Below are 4,759 nucleotides of genomic sequence, written 5' to 3' on the forward strand. Positions count from 1 at the left end.
GCAGTGCGACGGCGGCGCTGCTGAACAAGCTCTGCGCGGCGCTCGACGTCACGCTCAGCGATGTCGTCGCGCTGGCCGAGAAGCCGCCGGAGCGGCTGGTGCGGTTGGCCGACCAGCCGCATTGGCGCGATCCCGACAGCGGCTACCGGCGGCGTCATGCCTCGCCGCCGGATGCGGCGAGCGGCATCGAGATCATCGTGGTCGACCTGCCGGCGGGGGCCCGCGTCTCCTACAGCCCCTGGGGCCGCAACGCCTTCACCCAGCAGCTTCTGATGCTGGAGGGCACCATGGCCGTGCATATCGATGCCAAGGCGGTGCGGCTGCGTGAGGGCGATTGTCTGGATTTCGACGTGATGCGCGCCGTGATCTTCGAGAACGAGACCAAGCAGGATGCGCGCTATGTCATCATCACGCGGCGCGGCGCCTCCTACGGCAAGATGTGAGAGCGTGGAGATCATGACGATGCAGATCCGCACCGGCGACACCTTTGATCCCCGTGTCACCGCGCTGCTCGATCATCACGTCGCCGCAGCCAGGGCGCAGACCGCGCCGGGGAGCGCCCATGCGCTCGATCTGGCGGGCCTTCGGGCGAGCGATGTCGCGTTCTGGACCGGCTGGGACGGCGATCAACTCGTTGCCACCGGTGCGCTGAAGACGCTCTCGGCCAGCCACGGCGAGGTCAAGTCGATGCACACGCTCCAGACCACGCGGCGGCGCGGATTCGGCGGCCAGATGCTCCGTCACATCATCGCGGAAGCTCGGGCGCGCGGCTTGCGGCGGCTCAGCCTCGAGACCGGCTCATGGGCCTATTTCAGGCCGGCCCATGCGCTCTATCAGGCGCACGGCTTCGTCCTCTGCAGCCCCTTCGAGGGTTACGCCGAGGATCCCAACAGCCTGTTCCTGACGCTCGATCTGAGCGCCAGCTGAGCCGGCGGTCCGGCGTCAGGCCTCAATTTCTTCAACTGTTGCTCGGCACCGGGGCAAGGCAAAGGACGTTCATTTCCTCAAAATGAGTTGCGTACCTCAAAACACCTCTGCTAGCCTTCAGTCATGGCCGAGACCCTCACCGCGACCGCGCTAACGCTGAAGGACATTGCCCGCGAGGCCGGTGTCAGTCTCGCCACGGTCGATCGCGTCCTGCACAACAGGCCGGGGGTCCGCCCGGATACGGTCCGGCGCGTCAAGGAAGCCATCGCACGCAATTCGTTCCAGCCGCATGTGGCCGCAGCCGAGCTCGCCCGCGGCCGCGCCCGCCGCTTTGCGTTCGTGATGCCGTCGGGGCCGAACCCGTTCATGCAGCAGATCGAGGCCTATCTCGGCGAGATGGCGGCCTGGCTGTCGGCTCGCCGCCTCCATGTCGAGATGATCGCAACCGACGTGTTCGACGCCCCCGTGCTGGCATCGTCGCTGGAAGCGCTGTCGGGCGGCTACGACGGCGTCGCCGTGGTGGCGCTGGACCACCCCATCGTCCGCGCCGCCATCAACGATCTCGTCGATGCCGGCACCAAGGTGGTGACGCTGGTCTCCGACGTGCCGTCCTCGCGCCGGCATCATTATGTCGGCATCGACAACATCGCGGCGGGCCGCACCGCCGGCGCGTTGGTCGGTCGGCTGGTCGGCCAGAGGTCCGGCAAGGTCGCGATCGTCGCGGGATCGCAGGGGCTGCGCGACCATGCCGAGCGAATTTTCGGCTTCAACCAGGTGATGACGGCGGAATTTCCTGACCTCGATGTGCTGCCAGTGCTGGAAGGGCGCGACGAGGACGACCGTTCCGAGCAACTGCTGACGCGGCTGCTCGGCGAGCATGCCGACATCGTCGGCCTTTACAACGTCGGCGCGGGCACGCAAGGCGTTGCCAAGGCATTGAGCGATGCCGGTCGCCACGACGTGGTGTTCGTCGGGCACGACGTCACCGCGCTGACGCGGCGGCTGTTGTTGCAGGGATTGATGGACGCGGCGATCTCGCAGAACCCCGGACATGAAGCGCGCGCGGCCGTCCGCGTGCTGCTCGCGCTCGCCCGCGGCGAGCCGATCTTGAGCGAGCAGGAGAAGATCAGGATCGACATCGTGATGCGGGACAATCTGCCCTAGCGGCAGGTGAATTCGGCAACGGCCCGTTACGGAGAAAGCGACGCAAGATCGCGCACCGCGGCAGGAAGAAGGGAGGATGATTTGTATCTCGGGATCGACATCGGCACATCCGGTGTGAAAGCGGTACTCGTGAACGAAGCCGGCGCGGTCGTCGCGACGGCGGCGCGCGAGCTTGCGCTGTCGCATCCCGCGCCGCTGTGGTCCGAGCAGGATCCCGATTCCTGGGTCGATGCGGCCGTCGGCGCGGTGGACGACCTCGCCGCCCGCCATCCGCGCGACGTCGCGCAGGTCCGCGGCATCGGGCTGTCGGGCCAGATGCATGGCGCGACGCTGCTGGGCGAGGACGGCCGTCCGCTGCGTCCGGCCATCCTCTGGAACGACGGCCGCTCGCAGTCCGAATGCGCCACGCTGGAGCGGCGCTGTCCATCGCTGCACGCGATCGCCGGGAATCTGGCGATGCCTGGCTTCACGGCGCCGAAGCTGCTCTGGGTGGCACGGCACGAGCCAGGGACGTTCGACCGCCTCGCAAAGGTGCTGCTGCCAAAGGCCTATGTCCGTTATCGCCTCACCGGCGAGATGGTCGAGGACATGTCGGACGCCGCGGGCACGCTGTGGCTGGACGTCGGCCTTCGCCGCTGGTCGGCTTTGCTGCTGCACGCCACCGGCCTCGATCTCCACCATATGCCGCGTCTCGTCGAGGGCAATGCGGTGAGCGCGGTGCTCGCGCGCGATTACGCGCAACGTTGGGGCATGTCGACAAACGTCGTGGTTGCGGGCGGTGCCGGCGACAATGCGGCGAGCGCGATCGGGCTCGGCGCCATCGCGCCCGGCGATGCTTTCCTGTCGCTGGGGACGTCGGGCGTGCTGTTCCGCGTCACCGATCGCTTCGCCCCGGCGCCGGCATCGGCCGTGCATGCCTTCTGCCATGCGCTGCCCGGCCTCTGGCATCAGATGGGCGTGATGCTGTCGGCGGCGGCCTCGCTCGCCTGGCTCGCAGCCGTGATGCAGACTCCGGCTGCAGCGCTGCTGGCGCCGCTCGGCGAGCGAGTTAATGGGCCAAGCCCGATCAAATTCCTGCCCTATCTCGACGGCGAGCGCACGCCGCACAACGATGCTGCCGCCAGCGGCGCGTTCGTCGGCCTGCGCAGCGCGACCAACCGGGGCCAGATCGTGCAGGCGGTGCTCGAAGGCGTGGCCTTTGCGGCCCGTGACAATCTGGCGGCGCTCAGCGCGGCCAGCGGGCCGATCACCGAACTCGATCTCGTCGGCGGAGGCTCGCGCTCGCCGATCTGGGCGCAGGTCTGCGCCGACGTGCTCGGCATTGTCGTCCATCGCGTCGAGGAAGGCGAGGTGGGCGCCGCGCTCGGCGCCGCCAGGCTTGGCCGGCTCGCCGCCACCGGCGAAGACCCCGCAGAGGTCTGCACCCGTCCGCGGCGGCTCGCGAGCTTCACGCCCCGCGCGTCAGTCGCTGCGGCCTATGACGAGGCCTATCGTCATTGGCGCGCGCTTTATCCCGCATTGAAGGAGTCTTTTTAAGTGAACGCGCCAACCAAATTCTTCGATGCAAGCGCACCCGTCGCCTTCGGCGGCAAGGAGACAGACAGCGCGCTCGCCTTCCGCTGGTACGACAAGGACCGCCTCGTGCATGGCCGCAGGCTGGAAGATCATTTGCGCTTTGCAGTCTGCTACTGGCATTCGCTGTGCTGGCCCGGCGGCGATCCGTTCGGCAGCGAGACCTTTTTGCGGCCCTGGCACCATGGCAGCGATGCGATGGCGATGGCGCGCGCGAAGGCCGATGCCGCTTTCGAGCTGTTCCGCCTGCTGGATGTGCCCTACTTCACCTTCCACGACGTCGATGTCGCGCCGGAAGGCGCTTCGCTCACCGAGTCCGTCGCCAATCTGAACGCCATAGCTGATCTGCTGGAAAGGAAAATGGCATCGAGCAAGGTCCGTCTGCTCTGGGGCACCGCGAACCTGTTCACGCATCGCCGCTACATGGCGGGTGCGGCGACCAATCCGGACCCCGAGATCTTCACCTATGCCGCCGGCCAGGTCCGCGCCGCGCTGGAGGTGACGCACCGGCTCGGCGGCCAGAACTACGTGCTGTGGGGCGGCCGCGAGGGCTACGAGACGCTGCTCAACACCGATCTCAAGCGCGAGCTCGACCAGCTTGGCCGCTTCGTCTCGCTGGTGGTCGAGCACAAGCACAGAATAGGCTTCAAAGGTCCGATCCTGATCGAGCCCAAGCCGAAGGAGCCGACCAAGCATCAGTACGATTTCGACGTCGCCACCTGCTACGGCTTCCTCGAACGCTACGACCTGCTCGAGGACGTCAAGCTCAACATCGAGCAGAACCACGCGATCCTTGCCGGCCATTCCTTCCATCACGAGGTCGCGCTGGCCGAGGCGCTCGGCGTGTTCGGCTCGCTGGACATCAATCGCGGCGACGATCTGCTCGGCTGGGACACCGACCAGTTCGCGATGAACGTGCCGGAGCTGACGCTGGTGTTCCACGAGATCCTGAACCACGGCGGCTTCACCACGGGCGGGCTCAATTTCGATGCCAAGATCCGGCGGCAATCGATCGATCCCGATGATCTCATCCATGCCCATGTCGGCTCGATGGATGCCTGCGCGCGCGCCTTCCTCGCCGCTGCCGACATGCTGG

The 4,759-nt window shown here is 67.2% G+C and carries 5 protein-coding genes; all 5 read left to right on the forward strand.

Features of this window, described 5'->3' with window-relative positions:
- Window positions 1-443: cupin domain-containing protein (locus tag JHD07_RS33140; RefSeq protein WP_291629798.1), on the forward strand; the 443-nt coding region annotated here is incomplete at its 5' end.
- A 19-nt stretch (window positions 444-462) separates the two neighbouring features.
- Entirely contained in the window at window positions 463-927 is a 465-nt protein-coding gene (locus JHD07_RS33145) for a GNAT family N-acetyltransferase (RefSeq protein WP_291629806.1), read from the forward strand.
- A gap of 123 nt (window positions 928-1,050) precedes the next feature.
- Window positions 1,051-2,091, forward strand: a complete 1,041-nt coding sequence (locus JHD07_RS33150) for a LacI family DNA-binding transcriptional regulator (protein ID WP_291629800.1) — start codon at window positions 1,051-1,053, stop codon at window positions 2,089-2,091.
- Window positions 2,092-2,172: 81 nt separating this feature from the next.
- The gene (gene xylB / locus JHD07_RS33155; protein WP_291629802.1) at window positions 2,173-3,627 is read left to right on the forward strand and encodes a xylulokinase; all 1,455 of its coding nucleotides are present in this window, start codon (window positions 2,173-2,175) and stop codon (window positions 3,625-3,627) included.
- Window positions 3,628-4,759: xylose isomerase (xylA, locus tag JHD07_RS33160; RefSeq protein WP_291629804.1), on the forward strand; the 1,132-nt coding region annotated here is incomplete at its 3' end.

Source organism: Bradyrhizobium sp., from assembly GCF_016462955.1.
Classification (GTDB): domain Bacteria; phylum Pseudomonadota; class Alphaproteobacteria; order Rhizobiales; family Xanthobacteraceae; genus Bradyrhizobium.